The sequence below is a fragment of the Bradyrhizobium sp. YCK136 genome (genome assembly GCF_044570075.1).
Taxonomy (GTDB): domain Bacteria; phylum Pseudomonadota; class Alphaproteobacteria; order Rhizobiales; family Xanthobacteraceae; genus Bradyrhizobium; species Bradyrhizobium diazoefficiens.
This window is the reverse complement of record NZ_CP172424.1, coordinates 3,956,803-3,977,388: the sequence shown is the minus strand read 5'-3', so window position 1 is coordinate 3,977,388 and position 20,586 is coordinate 3,956,803. Positions and strand designations below refer to the sequence as shown.

Below are 20,586 nucleotides of genomic sequence, written 5' to 3'. Positions count from 1 at the left end.
CGACGCCAGTGCGTTTGCATTGCAGGAGAACCCAATGACAAAAAAGCCAACCAATGGGCACGCGCCCGCCGGTAACGGCGCCCGTCGCCACCTTCGCTCGCAGGAATGGTTCAACAACCCGCATAACCCGGGCATGACGGCGCTCTATATGGAGCGCTATCTGAACTATGGCCTCACCCGCGCCGAGCTGCAGTCCGGCAAGCCGATCATCGGCATCGCCCAGACCGGCAACGACCTCTCCCCTTGCAACCGCCACCATATCGAGCTCGCCCACCGCGTCCGCGAGGGCATCCGCGAGGCCGGCGGCATCGCGATGGAATTCCCGACCCATCCCATACAGGAGACCGGCAAGCGCCCGACCGCGGCGCTCGACCGCAACCTCGCCTATCTCGGCCTCGTCGAAATCCTTTACGGCTATCCGCTCGACGGCGTGGTGCTGACCACCGGCTGCGACAAGACCACGCCCGCCTGCATGATGGCGGCGGCGACCGTGAACCTGCCCGCGATCGTGCTGTCGGGCGGCCCGATGCTGAACGGCTGGCATGCCGGCGAACGGACCGGCTCCGGCACCATCGTCTGGAAGTCGCGCGAGCGGCTTGCCGCCGGCGAGATCGACTATGAAGAGTTCATGGAGATCGTGGCGTCCTCGGCGCCCTCGGTCGGCCATTGCAACACCATGGGCACCGCCTCGACCATGAACGGGCTGGCCGAAGCGCTCGGCTTCTCGCTGCCGGGCTGTGCGGCGATCCCCGCCCCCTATCGCGAGCGCGGCCAGATCGCCTACGAGACCGGAAAGCGCATCGTCGAGATGGTCTGGGAGGACCTCAAGCCCTCGGACATCCTGACCCGCAAGGCGTTCGAGAACTGCATCGTGATCAATTCGGCGATCGGCGGCTCGACCAACGCACCGATCCACATCAACGCGCTGGCGCGCCACATCGGCGTCGAGCTCTCGATCGACGACTGGCAGAAGGTCGGCCACGACGTGCCGCTGCTGGTCAACATGCAGCCGGCCGGCTTCTATCTCGGCGAGGAATTCCACCGCGCCGGCGGCGTGCCGGCCGTGGTGCGCGAACTGATGAAGCACAAGCGCATCCACGAAGACGCGGTCACCGTGAACGGTCGCGGCATCGGCGAGAACTGCGCCAATGCGCCCACGCCCGACAACGACGTGATCTGGTCCTACGACAAGCCGCTGGTGAAGGACGCCGGCTTCCTGGTGCTGAAGGGCAATCTGTTCGATTCCGCGATCATGAAGACCAGCGTGATCTCCAAGGAATTCCGCGACCGCTATCTCAGCAAGCCTGGGGATCTCAACGCCTTCGAGGGCCGCGCCATCGTGTTCGAGGGTCCGGAGGATTATCACGCGCGGATCGACGATGCCTCCCTCGACATCGACGAGCGCTGCGTGCTGTTCATCCGCGGCACCGGCCCGATCGGCTATCCCGGCGGCGCCGAGGTCGTGAACATGCAGCCGCCGGCGGCGCTGATCAAACGCGGCATCCTGTCCCTGCCCTGCATTGGCGACGGCCGCCAGTCCGGTACCTCGGGCTCGCCGTCGATCCTGAATGCCTCGCCGGAAGCAGCCGCCAATGGCGGCCTCGCGATCCTCAAGACCGGTGACAAGGTCCGCATCGACCTCAACAAGGGCAGCGCCAACATCCTGATCTCGGACGACGAGCTGAAGAAGCGCCACGCCGAGCTCAAGGCCAATGGCGGCTTCAAGCATCCGCCGAACCAGACGCCGTGGCAGGAGATCTACCGCAACACCGTCGGCCAGCAGTCGACCGGCGCCTGCATGGAGCTCGCCACGCGCTACCAGAACGTCGCCGGCACCTTTGGAGTGGCGCGGGATAATCACTGACACTGTCATTCCGGGGCGCGACGAAGTCGCGAGCCCGGAATCCATTGATCAACCGACGCTGTGGCCCGATGGATTCCGGGTTCGCGCCAAGAGGCGCGCCCCGGAATGACGACAAAAAATTCAAAGGAGAACAAAAAAATGGCAGACCGCCTCAAGGGAAAGCGCGCCGTCATCACGGCTGCGGCAGCAGGCATCGGGCGCGCATGCGCCATCGCATTCGCGCGTGAAGGCGCGACCGTGATCGCGACCGACATCAACGAGAGCGGCATCGCGGGCCTTGCCAAGGAAGGCATCGCCGAAACCGCAAAGCTCGACGTGCGCAACACCGCCGACGTCAATGCTTTTGCAAAACGAGTCGGCAAGATCGACATCCTGCTCAATGCGGCCGGCTTCGTGCACCACGGCACCATCCTGGAATGCTCGGAAGAGGATTTCGACTTTTCGTTCGACCTCAACGTCAAGTCGATGCACCGGACCATCAGGGCCTTCCTGCCGGACATGCTCGCGGGCGGCGGTGGCAGCATCGTCAACATCTCGTCCTGCGCCGCGCTGCGGCCGCCCGCCAACCGCTATGTCTACAGCGCGTCGAAGGCTGCGGTGTCGCTGCTGACCCGCGCGGTCGCGCTCGACTTCATCACCAAGGGCATCCGCTGCAACAGCATCTGCCCGGGCACCGTTGAGACGCCCTCGATGCTCGACCGCGCCGCCGCGCAAGGACCGCAGGGCAAGGAGATGTTCATCTCCCGCCAGAAGATGGGCCGGCTCGGCACCGCCGACGAGATCGCCTCCATGGCGGTCTATCTCGGCAGCGACGAGAGCGCGTTCACCACCGGCGTCGACCTCGTCGTCGACGGCGGCTACATGCTCTGATCACGTCTCGTCCCGAGGAGGCGCGACAAGCGCCGTCTCGAGGGACGGGCCACGGGCTCCATGGGTCGAGACGCGCGCCAAGCGCGCGCTCCTCACCGTGAGGGACAGATAGAGGGATTTTTCGATGAACAAGATCGACCTCAACGGCCGCGTCGCCATCGTCACCGGCGGCGCACAGGGCTTTGGCCGCGCCATCGTTCAGCGCTTCGCCGCCTCCGGCGCCAAGGTCGCGATCTGGGATTTCGACGCCGCGCTGGCCGAGATGACGGCAAAGGAGATCGGCGGCGAGACCAAGGTGTTCAAGGTCGACGTCACCGACACCGCAGCCGTCGAGCAGGCCCGCGATGCGACGCTGGCCGCCTTCGGCAAGATCGACATCCTGGTCAACAATGCCGGCATCGCAGGCGTCAACAAGCCGGTCTGGGAGACTGACCTCGAGGAATGGCGCAAGGTGCTGCGCATCAACCTCGACGGCCCCTTCATCTGCTGCAAGGCGATCGTGCCGGAAATGCTCAAGCAGAAATACGGGCGGATCGTGAACATCGCCTCGATCGCCGGCAAGGAAGGCAATCCGAACGCCTCGCACTATTCGGCGTCCAAGGCCGGCCTGATCGCGCTGACGAAGTCGCTCGGCAAGGAGCTCGCCGCGCACGACATCCTCGTCAATGCGGTGACGCCGGCGGCGGCGAAGACCGCGATCTTCGACCAGATGACGCAGCAGCATATCGACTTCATGCTGTCGAAGATCCCGAAAGCGCGCTTCGTGCAGGTGGAAGAGCTCGCCGCGATGGTGAGCTGGCTCGCATCCGAAGATTGTGCCTTCTCCACCGGCGCGGTGTTTGATATTTCCGGTGGACGGGCGACCTACTGAAGCATTGGCCGCCCCTGGAAGGGGCGGGCCATGCGGCTTGGTTGTCGGGATTTTGGGCGTCGGGATTTCGTGAAGCTCGCAGCGGGCGCAGGCGCGCTGCCGCTGCTGTCGTCGACGACGTTCGCGCAACTCTCGCCCAACCCGCCGAACATCCGCCCGCCCTCACCCGCCGAGCGCGGCGCCATGGCACGGCTCGCGCACAGCTTCATGGACAAGTACGGCGTGCCGGCACTCTCCGTTGCTATCGGCTATGCCGGCACTGTTGTCCATGAGGACGCCTTCGGTGTTGCCGATATCGAGCGGAACGAGGCCGTAACACCGCGGCATCTGTTCCGGATCGCCAGCGTCAGCAAGATGATCACCTCAGTCACGATCTTCCGCCTGATCGAGGAGAACCGCCTCAAGCTGGCGGATCGCGTGTTCGGCCCGGGCGCGTTGCTCGGCACCGATTACGGACAGCCGCCCTATTCCGCCGGCATCGACCAGATCACGCTCGAGCATCTGCTGACCCACACCGCCGGCGGCTGGAGCAACGACAACCGCGATCCCATGTTCACCCATCCGCGGATGGATCATGCCGAGCTGATCGCCTGGACGCTGGCCAACCGGCCGCTCGACCGCCCGCCGGGCCAGCACTACGCCTACTCCAATTTCGGCTATTGCGTGCTCGGGCGCGTGATCGAGAAGCTCACCGGCCAGCCCTATGCCGAGCACGTCCGCACCGATGTGCTCGCGCGCTGCGGCGTCACCGACATGACCATCGCGGGCAACACGCGCGAGCAGCGCCAGACCGGCGAGGTCGCTTATTACGGCCAGGGCGAAAATCCCTACGACATGAAAGTGAGGCGGATGGATTCCCATGGCGGCTGGATCGCGACGCCGGCGGATCTCGTGCAGTTCCTGATGCATGTCGACGGTTACACGAGACCCGCGAACATCCTGCGGCCGCGCACCATAAAGATCATGACCACCGCGCCCAGCTACAGCCCGGACTATGCCAAGGGTTTCTGTGTCAACAAGTCAGACAATTGGTGGCACAATGGCAGCCTGCCGGGCACGAGCACGATTGCCGTGCGCACCCATGGCGGCTTCTGCTGGGCAGCCTTCACCAACACAAGGCGCGGGAATTCCAACATGGATGGCGATCTCGACAATCTCAACTGGAGCATGGCGCGCCAGGTCGGCGAATGGCGGGTGGCCTGACATGATCCGGGAAGGTGGATGCCTGTGCGGCGCGGTGCGGTTCAAGGCGGAGGGCGAGCCGCTCAACGTCCGCATCTGCCATTGCCGCTTGTGCCAGAAGGCGATGGGCTCGCCCTACTTCGCCCGCGCACAATTCGACCAGCGTGCGCTGACCGTCGAGGGCGAGACCGAGCGCTATGCCTCGTCCGAGAACATCGACCGCGTGTTCTGCAAGCGCTGCGGCACACGCCTGTTCGCCTGGCGACGCAACGGCACGCTGGCCGGTGTAGCACTCGCCACCTTCGACGACCGCAACGCCTTCGCGCCGACCGAGCACATCTGGGTGTCGGAAAAGCTCGCCTGGCTGAAGCTCGACGACGGCCTGATACAATATCAGACGACGATTCCTGCATGAATTTGCACGACTGCACGGCGGGGACGGTCCGCCGGTCATTTGCGGCGTGGTATTTCGGAACCGGCCACCCTATCTTGAGCTGAAGCGTTGCTGCACCGCCGGTTGGCTGGGACGGCTGCAAGGCCGCAGGCAAACCGGGACGGACGAGCCGTGAACATTTCCTTTTATGACCTTTCGGTGTGGGTGCTGCCGCTGGTGCTCGCCATCACCTTCCACGAGGCGGCGCACGCCTTCGTCGCGCATCGGCTCGGCGACAACACGGCCTGGCAGCTCGGCCGCGTCAGCTTCAACCCGCTCCGCCACATCGACCCTTTCGGTACCCTGATCCTGCCGGCAATGCTGCTGTTTGCGCATTCGCCGTTCCTGTTCGGCTACGCCAAGCCGGTGCCGGTGAATTTCCGCAAGCTCAACAACCCCAGGCTCGACATGGTCTGGGTGGCGCTGGCCGGGCCCGCGACCAACATCCTGCTGGCGCTGGCGGCGGCTCTCACTCTCCACGCCCTGCCCTTAGCGCCGGCGGGGTCCGCGCAGTGGATCTTCGACAATCTCAAGAATGCGCTGCTGATTAACGCCGTCCTGGCCGTCTTCAACATGATGCCGATCCCGCCGCTCGACGGCGGGCGCGTCGCGGTCGGGCTGCTGCCGCGGCCGCTCGCCCTGCCGCTGGCCCGGCTGGAGCCGTTCGGTATGCTGATCCTGATCGGCCTGTTGATCCTGCTGCCGCTTGCGGGCTCGCAGTTCGGTCTAAATCTTGATGTTATTTCAGCAATACTGCGAACGTTGACCGGTTATGTGATTCAGGCTGTTCTCTTCCTGACCGGCAACGCGTAGTTGAACTACGACACCCGAACACAAGCCGAAGGGCCAGAGGCCGACTTGGTCAAAGCTGCCGATATGCTGATCGCGCGACGCGCCGACACCCGAGCCCGCGCCGATTTTGCCACCTGGAAGATGATGGCCAAGCTCAACGGGTCGTCCGCGCTGCCGCCGGAAGCCCAGGAGTTCCTCGCGAGCTACAAGAACCTGCTGGCGCAGATGAGCGAGGGCGAGGCTACCGAAGCCACCATCGGCGCGATCTACCGGGCCTATTATGCCGAGATGGGCGGCGCCGGAACCCCGCCCGACGTCCGCACCCGCCCGCCTGAAACGGCGGCGGACAATGTTACCGCTTTCCGCCGTCCGGCACCGAAGCCGAAGAGGTCTGCCGCCTTCGGGGCGACGACACTCGGTGGAACCCAGAAGCGACCGCTTCCGGTGGCGCTGATCTTCGCCTGCCTGGTCGTGGTCTATGTCGGAATCCGGCTCTACTGGCGCTGAGCCGTCTTCTTCTTTTTCTTCTCGTCCGGCGGCTTGAAGATGATGGGGACCGTGCGCTCGATCCGGTCCTCGGTCAGCGCGGCGGGCGGTGTCGGGAAAGGATCGGATTTGTGGACCATGGAGATCGCGGCGGCATCGTAAGCCGCATCTCCGGACGACTCCACGACGTCAACCGAGATCACGTTCCCCCGTCGGTTGAGCGCGAAGCTCACCTTTACCGTCTGGTTATTGGGCTCCTTGCCCTCCGGGTTGACCTTGTGCGCAGATAGGTGCGCGCTGATCTTGCGGTTCCAGTCGGCCGTCAGCTTCAGGATGTCCTTGCCGATGCCGAGAACCGGCGCCATCGCCTTCTCGGCCTCGCGCGTGGCGTCTTCAAAGGTTTGGCGCTCCATGGCAACCGACTTCTGCGATGCCTCCATGGCCGGCGTTTCGACGGCGGCCACCTTCGGATCGTCGTCCTGCTCCTTCTTCGGCTTGTTCTCGGTGACGAGGCGATCGGGATCCTCGGCCTGTTGCGGCCGATCCTGTGGAAGATCCGTCTCCTTGACCTCGGCCTTCTGCTCGGGCAGCGCCGGGCGCTCTTCCTGCTCCTCAGAGTCCGTCGGCCCGGGTGCCCTGTCGGACTCCTGAACCGGCGGCGACGTCATCTCGACCGCGAACTCCGCTCCCGCAGCGCCCAACCCCTCGTCGCCATCGTCGGCCCGCAGGTTCGCGAGCGCCAGCGCGGCCCCGCCCAAATGGAGCGCGAGCGCCGCAACCGCCGCCAAAATCCAAAGCCGCCGGGCTGGTCCGGGTTCGAGTTCGACGTCGGACATGACGCCCCCTATGGCTGCGCCGCGCCAGCGGCGGCCGATCCCGCCGCCGTGGGCGGGCCTTCGAGCGCAACCAGCTTCACCCGCGTGTAGCCGCCGGAGCGCAACAGCTCCATGACGCCCATCAACTCGCCATAGGGCACGGAGCGATCGGCACGCAGGAAGACGTACTTGTCCTTGCTCATGTCGGACAGCCCGTCGAGCGTGCCGATCAGCTCGGCGCGGTGGACGGAATCCTCTCCGATGGCGAGCGTCAGATCGCGCTTGATGCTGAGATAGGTCGGCTTGTCCGGCTTCTTCTGCGGCGTCGAGCTCGACGTCGGCAGATCGATCGGCAGATCGACCGTCGAGAGCGGGGCTGCGACCATGAAGATGATCAGCAGCACCAGGATGACGTCGATGAACGGCGTGACGTTGATGTCATGCGTTTCCGAGAAGTCGTCGTCATCATCGTTGTCTGCGAGCGAAACGGCCATGGTTCACTCCGCCGCGCGCGAATGCACGCTGCCGTGGCTGCGATCGAGATCGCGCGAGAGCAGCCGCCCCGCCGCGCCCGAGGCACGGCTGACGAGCTCGAGATAGCTCTTCGTCACGCGCGAGAAGTGATTGTAGATGATGACCGCAGGGATCGCGGCGACGAGGCCGATCGCGGTGGCGAGCAGCGCCTCGGCGATGCCGGGCGCGACCACGGCGAGGTTCGTGGTCTGCGACTTCGAGATGCCGATGAAGCTGTTCATGATGCCCCAGACCGTGCCGAACAGGCCGACGAAGGGCGACGTGGAGCCGATGGTCGCGAGCACGCCCATGCCGATGCGGATGCGCCGCGCCTCCGCGCGCACGATCTCGGAAAAGCTCGAGGCCGCGCGCTCCTTGATGCCGGCATCGCTGGACAGGCCGGCCGACATCCGTGCCTCGCGCAGCGCTGCCGCCAGGAAGGACGGCAGGATCCCCTCCTTGGTGCCGAGCGCCATCTGCGCTTCAGCGAGCGACCGTGCCTCCGAGATCTTCTTCAGCGCCGAGCGAAGCCTGCCGGACGCGACCGACAGCTCGATCGACTTGGCGATGAGGACGGTCCAGGTCATCAGCGATGCGAAGGCGAGCCCGATCATCACCGCCTTCACGATGACGTCCGCCGACATGAACATCACCCAGGGCGACAATTCCTTCATGGCCGGCGCGGTAGCGGACGCGGCGTCGGGCTTCGCAGTCGCCGGAGCGATGGCTGCGGGGGATGCCGTCGGTGCCGCGGGAGCGGTCGCCGTCGAGGCCGCAGGCGCCGGGGCGGCAGGCGCGGCCGTCGATGGTGCCGCTGGGACCGGGGTGACCGGAGCCGGCCGGGCCGTAGACTGTGCCGGGGCCGCAGGCGGGGTCTGTGTCTGGGCAGAAACAGGAGATGCGAGCCAGGCGGCCGCCAGCATCAAGGCTGCGGCACGGCTTGCTTGGAAGGACATGATCTTCATACTTCGGCCCAGTAGCGAATGAGGTTGTGATAGATACCCGTCAATTTGACCGTTTCGGGATCGTCACGCCCGAGCCGTTCCACCAGCGCCTGTATCGCGGTGTCGAGGTCAAAGATCATGCTCCGGGCTTGATCGTCCCGTATCATGCTCTGAAGCCAGAAGAAAGATGCAACCCGCGCTCCCCGGGTCACCGGCGTCACCAGATGCAGGCTGGTCGAGGGATAGAGCACGCAGTCGCCGGCTGGCAACTTGACTTCGTGCGAGCCGTAGGTGTCCTCGATCACAAGTTCGCCACCGTCATACTCGTCCGGCTCGGCGAGGAACAGCGTGACCGACAGGTCTGTGCGGATGCGAAGGCCGGTCAGGCGGTCGCCGCGGATCGCATTGTCGACATGCAGGCCGAAATGGTGACCGCTGCTCGCCGCATAGCGGTTGAACAGCGGCGGGAAAATCTGAAGCGGGATCGCCGCCGCGATGAAGCGCGGGTTCGACGTCAGCGCCGAGATGATGCGGTTGCCGAGCTCGCGCGCGACCTCGCTGTCCGGCGGCAATTGCTCGTTGCGCTTGACCATGGCCGACTGCGAGCCGGCAGTGGAGCGGCCGTCCTCCCATGCGCTGGCGTCCATGATGCGGCGGAAATCCGCCACATCATCCTTGCTGAGAACGTTTTCGATGCATGTCAGCATGAAACTGATTATCGCTCCATCAGTAGCGCGCCGAGAGCACCACATAGGCGGCACGGCCCGGAGCCTCCAGCACGAACGGTGCCGCGCTCTGGTACAACGCGTCGTAGTAGCGCTTGTCGAAGATGTTGTTCACGAACAGCTTGACCTGCCAGTTCTTGTTGATCTTGGCCTCCGCGAACATGTCGAAACGCCAATAGCTCGGAATCGACGTGCCCTGGTTGGCCGCGAGCAAAGTGCCGCCGTAAATCTTCGAACGGTAGACCGCCTGCCCACCAAGTTCCCAGACGTCGGTGAGCTGGTACTTCGTCAGCAAGCTGAAGGACTCATGCGCGATGTTGGCGAGCGGACGCCCGACATTGGTCGGATACAGCGCCTTGTTGGCCGACGGCGCCAGCGACTGCGTCACTTCCGACTGCATCAGCACGAGACCGCCAAACACGCTCCACTTGTCGGTGATCTTGCCGCCGACGCCGAGATCGATGCCGCGGATGCGGTAGGCTGCTCCGGCGGTGATACACGATATATTGCCGCTCGTTCCGGTCGGATAGACGCATCCCAAAGGAGCTGCAGCGGCCGCACTGCCCACGTTCTGCGACTCGCGTGCGTTCTCTTTCGTCGTCTGGAACAACGCTGCGGTCAGAAGCAGATGACGATCGAACAGCTCCCACTTGGTGCCGAGTTCGATGGCCTTGTTCTTCTCGGGGCCGAATATCTGCGTATTGCCGCCCGGCAGGTTCGGATTGAGGCCGCCATAGGCTGTGCTGGTGCCGTCGAATTCGGCACCAACCGGGTTCGCCGAGGTCGCATACGCCACATAGACACTGCCGTTCGGTGCCGGCTTCAACGTCAGGCCGAGGTTGAAGTTCGGAATTAGAAACTCCGCCGATTGCTGGTTAGGACTGCCGACCTTCCGCGTGTTGATGCTGTAATCATCATAGCGGAACCCGCCGTTCAGGATCACCAAGTCACGATAGTTTGCGCTATCCATGACGTAGCCGCTGACGGTGTCGATGCCGATCTTGGTGGGACTGCCGGTGAGGCTCGGAATCCCGAAGGGAAGATTGGTATATTGCGGAGCGAATACGCTGACGTCGGTCTTCGATCCGCTGCCGCTGAAGGGCGTGCCGGTCGTCAGCTCCGAGCTGAGGCCGGTATAACTGTCGATCGACGATCTCTCGCGATCATACTCGACACCGCCGAGCAAGGTGTGCCTGAAGCCTACATCGTCGTTGAACTTGTAAGTTGCCTCGGTCTGGTTGGCGAACACGTCCGTGACCTGGAATCGGCTCTGCGGATTTGCACTCAGCGTCGAGGCCGAGAGCGGATCGACAAGCTTCGGCGCTTCAGGAAGCGTACCGATGTAATTCTGCGTCGAGCGGGACGCGCGGATCTTGTTGCTGACCATCAGGTCGGGGGTGATCTGCACTTCCGCGTTGATTGTGCCGATGTCCTGGCCGGTCCGGAAGAAGTCCCGGTTGACGAAGCCGTACCAGTTATTGCGATTGGCGCCGAAGTCCGGAAACGGACCGCCGGCAGTCGACGTCGTGCTGGGCCGATAATATGGCACGCCAAAATCCGGGCGGCCGGTCAGCTCGGTGTGAATGTAGTTGCCGGTGACCTTGACCGTATCGGTCGGCTTCCAGGTCGTGGCGACGAAGGCGCCGTTTCGATTGTCGGTGACGTAGTCGCGGCCGGCGACGTTGGCATCCTGGAACAGGCCGCCGACGCGGACGGCGAGCGTCGGGTCGATCACCTGATTGACGTCGAGTGTGACACGCTTGGTCTGGTCGGTGCCAAACGTGGTGTCCATGTTGTAGAAGCTCTTTGCCGTCGTCGCCTGCTTGGTGACGATGTTGATCGCACCACCGGCGACACCGCGGCCGGAAAAGGTCGAGCCGGGACCGCGCAGGATCTCGACCTGCTCGGTGAAGAAGTTCTCGCGCACACTGACGCCGGCATCGCGCACGCCATCGATGAAGATGTCGTTGCGCGCGTCGAAGCCGCGGATGAAGAAGCGGTCACCGAAGGCATTGCCGCCCTCGCCCGATCCAAGCGTCACGCCAGCCGTGCTGAGAATCGCCTGCTTCAGCGTCGTGGCGTTCTTGTCCTCGAGCACTTCCTTGCTGAGAACCGTGATCGACTTAGGCGTATCGACCAATTTCTCCGGAAACTTGCCCCCGGCCTGCACGTGATCGACCTTGTAGGGCGCGGCCGGATCGGCATAGGGATCCGCGTCGGCGGGTCCGGAGGGCGTCGCCGGAGCAGCCTGCTGGGCCTGCTGGCGCTGCGCGGCGCGGCGAAGCGCGTTGCGGGCGCGGACCTGATCCGGCGTGGGCTTCGAGGCCGTCGGGCGCGGACGCTGGACCGGAGCATCGACCGTCACCGGCGGCAGGTTCGACTGCTGCGCCTCTGCGCCGCTCGACACCGACGCCGCCGCGATCAGGCTTGCGACTGCCGAGACCTTCTTGCCGGAAATGCCCGCGGACTTTTCATACGCCAGATCGAATGCTGCGACCGAACGCAACGACTTCGGTGCGACCACCTGCCCCATTACAACACGCCCCATCTTCATGTCCGCTCATTCACTTCGATGAGCGATTGGGCTGTTGGTATCGACGGCAAAATAGTGGGTCAATGCGGGCAAGCCGCGAGAACGCTTGAATAAGTCCAGATCAAAACGATTCTAATCTACAGTTTCAAACGGTTCTAAAGTGAGATTGGAGTCGTTCTAAAACGAGCGCGAAAACAGCCGCGAAATCAACGATCGCGTGCGCAGCGTCAATCGCTGCTCGGCGGCTTCATCAGCGAGAACAATTCGTCGACAGTCTTCTGCGCGACGGCACGCACACGATCGGTGTTGTCCATGCCGGCGATGTTGACTCCCTTCACCACCGCCTTGATCTCGTCGCGGAAGTCGGTGAGGAAGCGCAAGGGGTCGCGCTGCTCGTTGGCGACGCGGGCGATCAATCCCGTGATCAGAATCTGACACGCGATCAGCTTGCCGTTCAATTCGTCCATCCTGCGCTCCCGTTGTGGCGCGCCGATATGAACGATGCCGATTTTCCTGACAACCGAAACACCGCCCGCGCGATTTAGAACCGTTCTCGGAACGCGCACATCCCGACGCTCCTGCCCGGGTGTTGCGCCAGCCTCGTTCCCAACTCGCCGCGGCCACCCACACCGGCTACGGGCATTGCCTCATTTTTGCACGCTGATCGCTCGCGGCGGGAAAATGCAGCACTGCACACCGGCGCGCCAGCGAGTTGCCTAAGCCGTGCAAAGCTTTCCAATTGTTTAGGATTCCCGATCGATAGTGCTGTTTACACTGGAACTTGGCGTGTATTATACAAGCGCCTTGGAACCCAATGATTGCCCCACAATTCGTAAATGAGGGCACAAGAGCCGACACGAGCCGATATGAAAAAAACACGGCCGATCCTCTGGATTCTGATCATCGCGGCCGTGGCCTCCGCGGGTTACTATGGTTGGCAGAAATTCGGCTCGCCGAATGCCGGAAAAACCCAGACGGCACAAAAAGGTCCGCCCCGCGCCCCCGCCGTTCCAGTGAGCGTTGCGCCGGTCCAGAAGGTCGATTTCCCGGTCTACCTGACCGGTCTCGGCACGGTTCAGGGTTTCAACACCGTCCAGGTCCGGCCTCGGGTTGACGGCCAGATCGACAGGATCGCCTTTACCGAAGGCCAGATCGTCAAAGAGGGCGAGCTTCTGGTCTCGATCGATCCCCGTCCCTATCAAGCCGCGCTCGACCAGGCCAAGGCCAAGAAGGCGCAGGACGAGGCAAATCTGGCGAACGCCAATCTCGAGCTCCAGCGCGCCATGAAGCTCGGCGAATTCGCCACCGCGCAGCGGGTCGACACCCAGCGCTCCACTGTCGCCCAGCTCACCGCCCAGATCGCCGCCGACGACGCCGCGATCTCCAATGCCCAGACCCAGCTCGACTACACCCAGATCAAGGCGCCGATCACCGGCGTCGCCGGCCTGCGCCAGGTCGACGTCGGCAACATCGTCAACGCCTCGACGCAGACGGGTATCGTCACGATCTCGCAGGTCGAGCCGATCTCGGTGATCTTCACCGCGCCTGAAGATCAGCTCGCCTATATCAGCGAGGGCCAGAAGGCCGGGGCACTCAAGGTGATCGCGTTCACCACCGACGGCAAGAAGACACTGGCCGAGGGCAAGCTCGCCGTCATCAACAACCAGGTCGACACGACCAGCGGGACGATCCGGCTCAAGGCGGTGTTCGACAACAAGGACCACACGCTGTGGCCGGGACAGTCGGTCTCGACGCGGCTTCTGGTGCGGACGCTGAAGGACGCGACGGTGGTCCCGGATGATGCGGTCCAGCATTCGACCAACGGCCTTTACGCCTATACCGTCAATCAAGACAACAAGGCCGAAGTGCACAAGGTCAAGGTCAGCTACGCGATCGACGGACGTTCGGTCGTCGACGAAGGCCTCGCGCCGGGGCAGCAGGTGATCACCGGCGGCCAGTTCAAGGTGCAGCCCGGAAGCCTCGTCTCGACGGCGGTGGCGAGTTCGGATCCGGCCCAGAACAAGGTTCGACAGGAATGAACGCGGGCGGGATTTCGGCACCTTTCATCCGTTATCCCATCGGCACCTCGCTGCTGATGGCGGGCATTCTCTTTGTCGGTCTCGTCGCCTATCCCCTGCTCCCGGTCGCGCCGCTGCCGCAGGTGGACTTTCCGACCATCCAGATCACCGCCAACCTGCCGGGCGGCAGCCCCGAAACCATGGCCTCGTCGGTGGCGCAGCCGCTGGAGCGCCAGTTCGCCCAGATCCCCGGCATCGCCCAGATGACCTCGACGAGCTATCTGGGCACCGCATCGATCACCATCCAGTTCGACCTCAACCGCAGCATCGACGGCGCGGCCAATGACGTGCAGGGCGCCATCAACGCCGCCAGTGGCCAACTGCCGAAGAATCTTCCCTCGCCGCCAACCTGTCGCAAGGTCAACCCAGCCGACGCGCCGATCCTGCTGCTGTCGGCGACCTCGGAGACGCTGCCTCTGACCAGCGTCAGTGACGCAGTCGACGCCCAGCTCGCCCAACAGATCAGCCAGCTCTCCGGCGTCGCGCAGGTGTTCATCGGCGGCCAGCAGAAGCCGTCCATCCGCATTCAGGTCGATCCGGCGAAACTCGTCGCCAAGGGCCTGTCGATGGAGGACGTGCGCAGCCAGATCGCGATCACCACGGTCGACAGCCCCAAGGGCAATATCGACGGCGACAAGCGCGCCTACACGATCTACGCCAACGATCAGCTCACCCAGTCCAAGGACTGGAACGACGTCATCATCGCCTATCGCAACGGCGGTCCGTTGCGGATCCGCGACATCGGCCAGGCGGTCAGCGGCGCCGAAGATGCCAAGCAGGCGGCCTGGGCCAACGGCAAGCGCGGCGTGTTCCTGGTGATATTCAAGCAGCCGGGCGCCAACGTCATCGAGACCGTCGACAAGATCAAGGCGACCTTGCCCCGGCTGGTGGCAGCGATTCCGCCCGCGATCAAGATCGAGCTCATCAGCGACCGCACCACGACCATCCGCGCCGCAGTCGAGGACGTGCAGTTCACACTGCTGCTGACCATCGCCCTCGTGGTCATGGTCATCTTCATCTTCCTGCGCAGCTTCTGGGCGACCGTCATTCCCACCATCACGGTTCCACTGGCGCTATTGGGCGCGTGCGCCCTGATGTGGGTCGTCGGCTATTCACTCGACAATCTGTCGCTGATGGCACTCACGATCGCAGTCGGATTTGTTGTCGACGACGCCATCGTGATGCTCGAGAACATCACCCGGTACATCGAGGAAGGCGAATCGCCGATGGCGGCCGCCTTCAAGGGTTCGAAGGAAATCGGCTTTACGATCGTCTCGATCAGCATCTCGCTGGTCGCGGTGCTGATCCCGCTGCTGCTGATGGGCGGCATCATCGGCCGTCTGTTCCGCGAGTTCGCCGTCGTGCTGGCGATGACCATCTTCGTCTCGATGTTCGTGTCGCTGACGCTGACGCCGATGATGGCCTCGCGCTTCCTGCGCGCCCATGGCGAGGTGACCCACGGCAAGTTCTACCAATGGAGCGAGCGCGCCTTTGACGGGATGCTGCGGGGCTACGAATACATCCTCGATCATGCCCTGGCCTGGCGCCGTACCACGCTCACGATCTTCTTCGCCACGCTTGGCCTGTCGATCTACCTGTTCGTCCTGATCCCGAAGGGCTTCTTCCCGCAGCAGGATGTCGGCCTCATCACGGCGACCTCCGAAGCCTCGCAGGACATCTCGTTCAAGGAGATGGTGAGACGCCAGGAGCAACTGGGCAAGATCATCCTGGCCGATCCCGACGTTGCCAGCGTTGCCATGTCGATCGGCGGCAGCGGCCGCGCCGGCAACAACGGCAACCTGTTCATCACGCTGAAACCTCGCAACCAGCGCGAGGCATCGGCCCAGCAGATCATCGCGCGACTGCGTCCGCAGTTCGACAAGGTCGAAGGCGCCCGCCTCTACATGCAGGCGGCCCAGGACGTCCGGCTCGGCGGCCGGCCGACCCGCACGCAGTTCGAGTTCACCCTGCAGGATGCCGATCTCGGCGAGCTCAACGACTGGGCACCGAAGATCCTCGCCAAGATGCAGACGCTGCCGGAGCTGCGCGACGTCGCGACCGACCAGCAGACGCAGGGCACCACGGTCCAGCTCAAGATCAACCGCGACACCGCCTCACGCTACGGCATCCAGCCGCAGCTGATCGACGACACGCTGTACGACGCCTTCGGACAGCGCCAGGTCACGCAGTATTTCACCCAGCTCAACACCTACAAGGTGATCCTCGAGATCCTGCCGGAGATGCAGGGCAGTCTCGAGAGCCTGAACAAGCTCTATCTGAAATCGCCTTTGACCGGCGACCAGGTGCCGCTGTCGACCTTCGCGACCTGGACCACCGATCCGGTCCGCCCGCTCTCGATCAGCCACCAGGGCCAGTTCCCGGCGATCACCATCAGCTTCAACCTCGCCCAGGGCGTCGCGCTCGGCCAGGCCACCGAAGCCGTGCAGAAGGCGATGGCCGATCTCGGCGCGCCGCCGACGCTGAACTCGAGCTTCCAAGGCACTGCGCAGGCATTCCAGCAGTCGCTCGGCACCGTGCCGCTGCTGATCCTCGCCGCGCTCGTCGTGGTCTATCTGATCCTCGGCATCCTCTACGAGAGCTACATCCATCCGATCACGATCCTGTCGACCCTGCCCTCGGCCGGCGTCGGTGCGCTCCTGATACTGATGGCGTCCGGTTTCGACTTCAGCCTCATTGCATTGATCGGAATCATCCTCCTGATCGGCATCGTGAAGAAGAACGGCATCATGATGGTCGACTTCGCCATCGCCGCGGAACGCGACGAGCACAAGACGCCGGCGGAATCGATCCGCCAGGCTGCGCTGCTGCGCTTCCGCCCGATCATGATGACGACGATGGCGGCGCTGCTCGGCGGCGTGCCGCTGATGCTCGGCCACGGCACCGGCGCCGAGATCCGCCAGCCGCTCGGCTACGCCATGGTCGGCGGGCTGATCGTCAGCCAGGCGCTGACGCTGTTCACCACCCCGGTGGTCTATCTCTATCTCGACGAGCTCAACAATTGGTTCTCGGGCTGGGGCCGTTCGGATGACGGCGAAGGCCACGAGGCACCCGCGCGCGGCACCGTCAAGCAGGCCGCCGAGTAAGCTTGCGCCGTCGCTCCCGCGACGCTACAGCGAGGCTTCCGGTTCACGCCAACGCAGTCTCGCCATGCCCATGCAATCCAGACTTGTCGCCCTTGCCGCCGCCCTCCTGTTGTCGACCGGTGCCGCGTATGCCCAGCTGAGCGCCAAGAAGAACGCGGCTCCTGCCCCGGCCGCACAGCCCGCGCCGGCGCCGACACAGCCGCAGGCTGACGGCGCGCAGCAGGCCGGCTGGGTCGTGCGCTGCACCAGCGTCAGCCGCGATGCGCCGCTCGAATGCGCGATGGAGCAGAACGCGGTGCTGACCAAGACCGGCCAGACCATCGTCCTGATCAACATCCGCATCGCGCCCGACACCCGCACCCCGGTGGCACTGCTGCAACTGCCGCTCGGCCTCAACCTTCCGATCGGCGCCAAGCTCCAGATCGACGACGGCAAGACGGTCGACCTCCAGATCCAGACCTGCGAGAACCGCGGCTGCTACGCCTCGACGCCGATCGCGGCGGACTTGCTCGCAGCCTTGCGGTCGGGCAAGCAGCTGAAGGTCTCCTTCCAGAACATGGCCAAGGAGACGATCGCGATCCCGATGCCGCTGGGCGATTTCGCGGCCGCCTACGACAAGATCAAGTAACGGGACGTTTCGCCCCTACTGCCGCGCCATCTGCGCGTTGCCGACGGCATCACCGTCGAGCTTCTGGTCGTTGTGCATGGTGACGGTGACGCGCAGCAGCCGGCCCTCGAACTCGAACGGCGCTTCGTAATGCGACACCGGGCTGCCGCGGTCGCGGCCGATGTCGAGGCCGGACCACGAGATCAGCGTGTGGAAGCCGAGCTGGGTCTGGAGCGTGCCCGCCGGCTCGCCGTCGATCAGCAGCGTGTATTCGGTAACGCCGGTGCGCGAGCCCTTGGCCGGCGGCTCCTTGCGCAGGAGGCGCTCGACGTGCACACCGAGCCGCCGCGCACCTGACGGCACCTTGCGGTTCGAGTGCACGACCTGGTGGCTGCCGCCGATGTTGAGGTCGTGCACGAGATGGCCGTCCTTGACGTAGAGGCTGTAGCCCGACGTCGCATCGCCATGCGCGATCAGCACGCCGTTGGCGCCCGCCTCGTCGATCTCGAACTCGATCGTGTAGCTGCGGCTGCGCACGTCGGGCGCCACATCGGTCGGCACGTGACCCATGCCGTGGTGGAAGACGAAATGGTGGCGCGCACCGTGGAAGCGCGCGGCGTTCTCCGCAAAGCGCGGCCCGAAACGGTCGTCGAGCGGCAGCACGTTGTGCTTCTCCGCCTCCTCCCACCAAGTCGCGATCATGCGGCCGAGACGCTCCGGCTCCTTGGTGGCGAGATCATTCGTCTCGGAGAAATCTTGATCCAGATGGAACAGCTCCCATCTGTTGTTCTCGAACGGCGTGCCGGGCGGATGGAAGGCGACCGCCTTCCATCCCGCCTGCCAGAGGCCGCGATGGCCGAACATCTCGAAATATTGCGGCGAGCTTTTTGAGGGCGCGGACGCGTCCGTGATCGAGCGCGCAAAGCTCTCGCCTTCGAGCGGCATCTGCCGGCAGCCCGCGATCGTCGGCGGCGACTCGATGCCGATCAATTCCAGCAGCGTCGGCGTGAGGTCGCAGGCGTGCACGAACTGGTGCCGCAGCTCGCCTTTGCCTACGATCTTCTTCGGCCAATTGATGACGAAGGGATCGCGGATGCCGCCGATCGCGTTCACCAGCGTGCCCAGCACGACCTGGAAGCCGAAGGCGATCGTGCGGGTCTTGGCGGCCTTGCGCCCCTTGCCCATTCCCTTGCCCATGGCCGGCAGCAGGAGAGGGGTGTGAACCGTGGAACCGCCAAGGCGGACGGCGGCGACGTCGCAGGCGCCATCGCTGACTACGACGCCGCGATCGTCCTCATGCAGGCGATCCAAAACGCGTTGGGCGAGGCCTGGCCGGTCCCGTGGCAGAACGATCTTGCCGGCTCCCTTCAGAACCGCGGGATCGCCAAGCGGCGCGGCGGCGACCTCGCCGGCGCCATCGCCGACTACGACGCCGCGATCGCGCTCAGGCAGGCGATGCGCGCCGCGCTGGGTGAGGCCTGGCCGATTCCGATTCAAAACGAGTACGCAGCCGTGCTCCAGGGCCGCGGGAGCGCCAAGGCGGAGAACGGCGATCTCGCGGGCGCCATCGCCGACTGCGACGCCGCGATCGCGCTCATGCAGGCGATCCGCACCGCGCTCGGCGTTGCATGGCCTGTTCCTTGGCAGAACGATCTCGCCACGTCGCTCCAGAACCGCGGGAGCGCCAAGACGTTGAGCGGCGACCTCGCCGATGCCATCGCCGACCACGACGCCGCGATCGCGCTCAGGCAGGCGATCCGCGCTGCGCTCGGCGAGGCATGGCCTATTCCTTGGCAGAACGATCTCGCCCACTCCCTCGAGAGCCGCGGGAGCGCCAAGGGGGACCGCGGCGATCTCCCGGCCGCCATAGGCGATTTCGATGCGGCGATCGCGCTTAGGCAGGCGATCCGCACCGCGCTGGGCGGGGCGTGGCCGGTCCCGATGCAGAACGATCTCGCCAGGGCTCTCCAGAACCGCGGGATCGCCAACGCGCGCGACGGCGACCTGATGGGCGCCATCGCTGACTACGACGCCGCGATCGCGCTTCGGCAGGCGATCCGCGCCGCGCTCGGTGAGGCGTGGCCGGTCCCTATGCAAAACGAACTGGCAGTTGTGCTCCAGAACCGCGGGAAAGTGAAGGCGCGCGGCGGCGACTTGGTGGGTGCCATCGCCGACTTCGACGCCGCGATCGCGTTCAGGCAGGCGACCCGCGCCGCGCTTGGTGAGTGCTGGCCCGTCCCGATGCAGAACGATTTCGCAGCTGCGCTGCAGAACCGCGGGGCCGCCGAGCGGATCAGCGGCGACTTCGCCGGTGCCATCGCCGACTTCGACGCCGCGATTGCCCTCAGGCAGGCAATCCGCGCCGCGCTGGGTGAGGCCTGGCCGGTGTTGATGCAGAACGATCTCGCAGTCGCGATTCAGAACCGCGGGGCCGCCAAGCGAGGTGGCGGCGACCTCGTCGGCGCCATCGCCGACCACGATGCCGCGATCGCGCTCAGGGAGGCGACCCGCGCCGCACTGGGTGAAGCCTGGCCGGTCCCGTTGCAGAATGATCTCGCCAACTCGCTTCAGAACCGCGGTAATGCCAAGCGGGACAGCGGCGACCTCGCGGGCGCCATCGCCGACTACGACGCCGCAATCGGCTTGATGGAAGGCATCCGTCGACGGATTGGGCAAGCGGCCTGGAGCAGCAACCCGCCATGGGCCATTGCGCTGAATACCGCCCTAGCAAATCGCGTGATTGCTGCCGCGAGATAGAAGACCAAACGA

At 64.7% G+C, this 20,586-nt stretch carries 18 protein-coding genes; 11 read left to right on the top strand and 7 right to left on the bottom strand.

What is annotated here, in order from left to right; all coding sequences use genetic code 11:
* Positions 1 to 34 precede the first annotated feature (34 nt).
* The 7 genes from ACFLEY_RS18905 to ACFLEY_RS18875 all read left to right on the top strand — a co-directional run bounded on the left by ACFLEY_RS18905 (position 35) and on the right by ACFLEY_RS18875 (position 6,519).
* Positions 35 to 1,864, top strand: a complete 1,830-nt coding sequence (locus tag ACFLEY_RS18905) for an IlvD/Edd family dehydratase (protein WP_028170958.1) — start codon at positions 35 to 37, stop codon at positions 1,862 to 1,864.
* A gap of 138 nt (positions 1,865 to 2,002) precedes the next feature.
* Positions 2,003 to 2,734 (top strand): SDR family oxidoreductase, encoded by a 732-nt coding sequence (locus tag ACFLEY_RS18900; protein ID WP_038966876.1) that lies wholly within the window; start codon positions 2,003 to 2,005, stop codon positions 2,732 to 2,734.
* Between the two features lie 124 nt (positions 2,735 to 2,858).
* Positions 2,859 to 3,605 (top strand): SDR family NAD(P)-dependent oxidoreductase, encoded by a 747-nt coding sequence (locus ACFLEY_RS18895; protein ID WP_028170956.1) that lies wholly within the window; start codon positions 2,859 to 2,861, stop codon positions 3,603 to 3,605.
* 69 nt (positions 3,606 to 3,674) lie between these two features.
* Positions 3,675 to 4,808: a serine hydrolase gene (locus tag ACFLEY_RS18890; RefSeq protein ID WP_309142091.1), complete on the top strand. Its 1,134-nt coding sequence runs from the start codon at positions 3,675 to 3,677 to the stop codon at positions 4,806 to 4,808.
* A gap of 1 nt (position 4,809) precedes the next feature.
* Positions 4,810 to 5,202 (top strand): GFA family protein, encoded by a 393-nt coding sequence (locus ACFLEY_RS18885; protein ID WP_011086688.1) that lies wholly within the window; start codon positions 4,810 to 4,812, stop codon positions 5,200 to 5,202.
* Between the two features lie 150 nt (positions 5,203 to 5,352).
* Positions 5,353 to 6,033: a site-2 protease family protein gene (locus tag ACFLEY_RS18880; protein ID WP_060911616.1), complete on the top strand. Its 681-nt coding sequence runs from the start codon at positions 5,353 to 5,355 to the stop codon at positions 6,031 to 6,033.
* Between the two features lie 63 nt (positions 6,034 to 6,096).
* On the top strand, positions 6,097 to 6,519 hold the full coding sequence (locus tag ACFLEY_RS18875) for a hypothetical protein (protein ID WP_011086686.1): 423 nt from the start codon (positions 6,097 to 6,099) through the stop codon (positions 6,517 to 6,519).
* Here the strand turns inward: ACFLEY_RS18875 and ACFLEY_RS18870 are convergent.
* The 6 genes from ACFLEY_RS18870 to ACFLEY_RS18845 all read right to left on the bottom strand — a co-directional run bounded on the left by ACFLEY_RS18870 (position 6,507) and on the right by ACFLEY_RS18845 (position 12,495).
* The gene (locus ACFLEY_RS18870) at positions 6,507 to 7,334 is read right to left on the bottom strand and encodes an energy transducer TonB (protein ID WP_060911615.1); all 828 of its coding nucleotides are present in this window, start codon (positions 7,332 to 7,334) and stop codon (positions 6,507 to 6,509) included. The genes ACFLEY_RS18875 and ACFLEY_RS18870 overlap by 13 nt on opposite strands.
* Before the next feature lie 8 nt (positions 7,335 to 7,342).
* The gene (gene exbD / locus ACFLEY_RS18865) at positions 7,343 to 7,807 is read right to left on the bottom strand and encodes a TonB system transport protein ExbD (RefSeq protein WP_011086684.1); all 465 of its coding nucleotides are present in this window, start codon (positions 7,805 to 7,807) and stop codon (positions 7,343 to 7,345) included.
* 3 nt (positions 7,808 to 7,810) lie between these two features.
* Positions 7,811 to 8,791 (bottom strand): tonB-system energizer ExbB, encoded by a 981-nt coding sequence (gene exbB, locus ACFLEY_RS18860; RefSeq protein WP_060911614.1) that lies wholly within the window; start codon positions 8,789 to 8,791, stop codon positions 7,811 to 7,813.
* Positions 8,788 to 9,477, bottom strand: a complete 690-nt coding sequence (locus tag ACFLEY_RS18855) for a Fe2+-dependent dioxygenase (protein ID WP_211433751.1) — start codon at positions 9,475 to 9,477, stop codon at positions 8,788 to 8,790. The genes exbB and ACFLEY_RS18855 overlap by 4 nt, the downstream gene beginning before the upstream one ends.
* Before the next feature lie 19 nt (positions 9,478 to 9,496).
* Positions 9,497 to 12,028 carry a TonB-dependent siderophore receptor gene (locus ACFLEY_RS18850; protein WP_060911612.1) on the bottom strand — a complete coding sequence of 844 codons (2,532 nt, stop codon included), beginning with the start codon at positions 12,026 to 12,028 and terminating at the stop codon, positions 9,497 to 9,499.
* Between the two features lie 227 nt (positions 12,029 to 12,255).
* The gene (locus ACFLEY_RS18845; protein WP_028170951.1) at positions 12,256 to 12,495 is read right to left on the bottom strand and encodes a hypothetical protein; all 240 of its coding nucleotides are present in this window, start codon (positions 12,493 to 12,495) and stop codon (positions 12,256 to 12,258) included.
* 399 nt (positions 12,496 to 12,894) lie between these two features.
* Here ACFLEY_RS18845 and ACFLEY_RS18840 point away from each other — a divergent pair, with 399 nt between their 5' ends.
* The 3 genes from ACFLEY_RS18840 to ACFLEY_RS18830 all read left to right on the top strand — a co-directional run bounded on the left by ACFLEY_RS18840 (position 12,895) and on the right by ACFLEY_RS18830 (position 17,838).
* Entirely contained in the window at positions 12,895 to 14,067 is a 1,173-nt protein-coding gene (locus ACFLEY_RS18840; protein WP_038966871.1) for an efflux RND transporter periplasmic adaptor subunit, read from the top strand.
* Positions 14,064 to 17,210: a multidrug efflux RND transporter permease subunit gene (locus tag ACFLEY_RS18835; RefSeq protein WP_211433750.1), complete on the top strand. Its 3,147-nt coding sequence runs from the start codon at positions 14,064 to 14,066 to the stop codon at positions 17,208 to 17,210. The genes ACFLEY_RS18840 and ACFLEY_RS18835 overlap by 4 nt, the downstream gene beginning before the upstream one ends.
* Before the next feature lie 64 nt (positions 17,211 to 17,274).
* On the top strand, positions 17,275 to 17,838 hold the full coding sequence (locus tag ACFLEY_RS18830) for an invasion associated locus B family protein (RefSeq protein WP_211433749.1): 564 nt from the start codon (positions 17,275 to 17,277) through the stop codon (positions 17,836 to 17,838).
* Between the two features lie 15 nt (positions 17,839 to 17,853).
* On the opposite strand, the gene ACFLEY_RS18825 is transcribed toward ACFLEY_RS18830, so the two are convergent.
* Positions 17,854 to 18,930 carry a sulfatase/phosphatase domain-containing protein gene (locus tag ACFLEY_RS18825; RefSeq protein ID WP_396604714.1) on the bottom strand — a complete coding sequence of 359 codons (1,077 nt, stop codon included), beginning with the start codon at positions 18,928 to 18,930 and terminating at the stop codon, positions 17,854 to 17,856.
* Between ACFLEY_RS18825 and ACFLEY_RS18820 the strand changes: the two genes are divergently transcribed.
* Positions 18,850 to 20,574: a hypothetical protein gene (locus tag ACFLEY_RS18820; RefSeq protein WP_396604713.1), complete on the top strand. Its 1,725-nt coding sequence runs from the start codon at positions 18,850 to 18,852 to the stop codon at positions 20,572 to 20,574. The two genes, ACFLEY_RS18825 and ACFLEY_RS18820, sit on opposite strands and share 81 nt — an antisense overlap.
* Positions 20,575 to 20,586: the final 12 nt, after the last annotated feature.